Below are 3,304 nucleotides of genomic sequence, written 5' to 3'. Positions count from 1 at the left end.
GGTCAGCTCCGACTCCTCGGGCAGCCCTTCGGTGTCGACGCCTCTGACCTGCGCCAACTCGTGTTTGAGCGCGGCGAGTTCGGCGCCTCCCGCCATGTGGTTGGTCAGTTCCTCCAGGCCGACGTCGGCGCGGGCGGCGTTCAGCTCGACGGTGCCGAGCCGCAGGACGGTGAAGTGGTCGCCGACCATGTAGGCGTGGTGCGGGTTGTGGGTGATGAAGACGACGCCGAGGCCGCGGTCGCGGGCGGCGGCGATGTACTTGAGCACCACGCCCGACTGCTTGACGCCGAGTGCCGCCGTCGGCTCGTCGAGGATGAGCACCCGGGCGCCGAAGTGGACGGCCCGGGCGATGGCGACGGACTGGCGCTGGCCGCCGGAGAGGGTGCCGATGGGCTGTTCGAGGTCGTCGAGCACGATGCCCATGGCGCGGAGTTCCTCGTCGGCGGTGCGCTTCATCCGCTGGATGTCGAGTCGGCGGAGCGGCCAGGTGCCCCGGGTGAGTTCGGAGCCGAGGAAGAAGTTCCGCCAGACGGGCATCAGCGGCACGGTGGCGAGGTCCTGGTAGACGGTGGCGATGCCCCGGTCCAGCGCCTCGCGCGGGGTGGAGAGTTTGACGGGGTCGCCGTCGATCAGGAACTCGCCCTCGGTGTGCTGGTGCAACCCAGAGATGATCTTGATGAGGGTGGACTTTCCGGCGCCGTTGTCGCCGAGGACGCAGGTCACCCGTCCGGCGTGGACGGCGAGGTCGACGCCGTGCAGGGCGCGTACGTTGCCGTAGGACTTCCCGGCGCCGCGCAGCTCCACGACGGGCGGCGCGTCGGTGTCGGCGGCGGTCGCCGCGCCGGCGGTGGCGGTACCGGTGTCGGCTGCCGGGCCGTGGCCGGGCTCTGGCGTGTCGGTCATGTTGTTCACCTCCGGGTCGCCGTGCGGCGGACCCACAGATTGACGAGGGCGGCGAGCAGCAGCATCACCCCGAGGAACGCCTTGAACCAGTCCGGGTTCCAGTTGGCGTACACGATGCCCTGGGACACCATGCCGAAGATCAGCGCGCCGATGACGGGCCCGATGGCCGAGCCGTAGCCGCCGGTCAGCAGGCATCCGCCGATGACGGCGGCGATGATGTACAGGAACTCGTTCCCGACGCCTTCCCCGGACTGGACTGTGTTGAACGAGAACAGCAGGTGCATGCCGACGAACCAGGCGCCCGCGCCGACGCCCATGAAGAGGGCGATCTTGGTGAGGTTCACGGGGACGCCGACCGCGCGGGCACTGTCCTTGTTGCCGCCGACGGCGAAGATCCAGTTGCCGAACCGCGTCCGCAGCAGCAGCCAGGTGGCGAGGCCGGCGAAGAGCAGCCACCACAGGACCGTGATCTTCACCTGGACTCCGCCGACCCCGATCTCGCTGGCGAAGATCCGCTCGGCCTGGGCGAAGCCGTCCATGTCGCTGATGGAGTCGGTGGCGACGTTGCCGGTGAAGATCTTGGTGACGGCGAGGTTGGCGCCCTGGAGGATGAGGAACGTGCCGAGGGTGATGAGGAAGCTCGGCAGTCCGGTCCTGATCAGCAGGTAGCCGTTGAACGCGCCGACGGCGAGGGAGAACACCAGCGCGACGAGCACGCCCGTCCACACGTTCGCCGAGAGCTGGAAGCTGAGCATGCTCGCGGTGAGCGCGGAGGTGGTGACGGCGACGCCGGCGGACAGGTCGAACTCGCCGCCGATCATCAGCAGCGCCACCGGCAGCGCCATGACGCCCATCACCGACGCCTGGTAGAGCACGGTGGCCAGGGAGCCGGCCTCGCGGAAGGGCGGGGCGACGGTGAAGAAGACCAGGTAGACGGCGACGGCGGCGAGCAGCGCGCCGATCTCGGGGCGGGCGAGCAGCCGGCGGCCGAGCGAGCGGCGGAGGGTGCGACCGTCGGCGGCGGGCCCGGCCGGCGCGCCGGGGCCGCCGGCGGCCTTTCGGCCGCCGCCGGGTGGTGGCGTGGTGCCCGCCGGGGCGGGCGTCGCCCGGGTCATGGCCATCACCGGGTTCCCTTCGCGGCGAACTCGGCGATCTCGTCGACGTTGTCCTTGTCGACGAACGCCGGGCCGGTCAGGACGGGTGCCTCGCCGCCGCCGCTGAAGTTGCCGTTGGTCTTGTAGAGCCACAGGGAGTCGACGGCGAGGTAGCCCTGGAGGTAGGGCTGCTGGTCGACGGCGACGGCCACGTCGCCGCTGCGGACGGCGTCCACGAGGGCCTTGTTGAGGTCGAAGGTGACGACCTTCGCCTTGCTGCCGGCGTCCTTGGTGGCCTGTACGGCGGTCAGCGCGAAGGGCGCGCCGAGGGTGACGACGTGGTCGATCGCGCGGTCCTGCTTGACCTTGGCGGTGAGGGTGGCCTTCACGGAGGGCATGTCGGTGCCGTTGACGTACAGGTTCTGGATCTTGCCGTCGAAGGTGGCCTTCACTCCGGCGCACCGCGCCTCCTGCGCGACCTGGCCCTGTTCGTGGATGACACACAGGCTGTTCCTGGCGCCGAGTTCGTTGAGCTTGCGGCCGAACGCCTCGCCGGCGACCCGCTCGTCCTGGCCGAAGTACTGGAGGAGGCCCTGCTTCTTCCAGTCCTCGATGCCGCCGTTGAAGCCGACGACGGGTATGCCGGCCCGGCGGGCCTTGGCGACGGCGGCCTTCATGGCGTCCGGCTTGGCGAGGGTGACCGCGATGCCGTCGACCTTCTGGTCGATGGCGTTCTGGACGAGGTTGGCCTGGGTGGCGGCGTTGGGGTCGGCGGAGTAGACGAGCTTGACGTTGTCCTTGGCGGCGGCGTCCTGGGCGCCCTTGCGGACGATGTCCCAGAAGGTGTCGCCGGGCGAGGCGTGGGTGATCATCGCGACGGTCATCCTGGGCGTGTCGGCCTTGCCGGCGGCGGCATTCTGGCCGCCTTCCCGGTCCTGCTTGCCGCCGGAGCCGCTGGAGCATCCGGCGAGTGCCAGTGCGGCGGTGGTGAGGGTCGCGGCGAGCACGACGGCGGGTCTGCGGCGGGGGCTGGTCTGGTTCGTGCGGTCGTTCATCGGTACGTGCACCTCACTGCGCGAGGAGGGAAGGGATGAGGGTGCGGCCGGCCGGGAGGGGAGGGCCCGGCGGCCGCCGTGTGTGGTGCCCGCGACCGCCGCGTGGGGCCGGGCCGGCGGGCAGCGCGGCTTGGACGGGATACAAGCCCGTGACGCACCCCACTGTCAATACTTTGTTAGGACATCATTTCTTCAAGCAGGTCCGAATGTCAGTACAAAGCCTTGACAGTGCCGGTCGACAGGTTCTAGACC

Annotated in this window: 3 protein-coding genes; all 3 read right to left on the bottom strand. The window is 70.1% G+C overall.

Annotated features, from left to right (window positions below; genetic code table 11):
* A partial coding sequence (locus tag GL263_RS23885; RefSeq protein WP_194377863.1) for an ATP-binding cassette domain-containing protein occupies positions 1-903 on the bottom strand: 903 nt, incomplete at its 3' end.
* 5 nt (positions 904-908) lie between these two features.
* A complete protein-coding gene (locus GL263_RS23880) occupies positions 909-2,018 on the bottom strand; it encodes an ABC transporter permease (RefSeq protein WP_182857816.1) in 1,110 nt (369 codons plus the stop codon).
* Positions 2,019-2,023: 5 nt separating this feature from the next.
* Entirely contained in the window at positions 2,024-3,052 is a 1,029-nt protein-coding gene (locus tag GL263_RS23875; protein WP_182857814.1) for a substrate-binding domain-containing protein, read from the bottom strand.
* Between the last annotated feature and the right edge of the window lie 252 nt (positions 3,053-3,304).

This window comes from Streptomyces durbertensis (assembly GCF_014156695.1).
Classification (GTDB): Bacteria; Actinomycetota; Actinomycetes; order Streptomycetales; family Streptomycetaceae; genus Streptomyces; species Streptomyces durbertensis.
This window is presented reverse-complemented; position numbering and strand designations above follow the sequence as displayed.

Coding starts and splice junctions, on each gene's coding strand:
- GL263_RS23880 (WP_182857816.1), bottom strand. CDS start 2,018: ATGACCCGGGCGACGCCCGCCCCGGCGGGCACCACGCCACCACCCGGC.
- GL263_RS23875 (WP_182857814.1), bottom strand. CDS start 3,052: ATGAACGACCGCACGAACCAGACCAGCCCCCGCCGCAGACCCGCCGTC.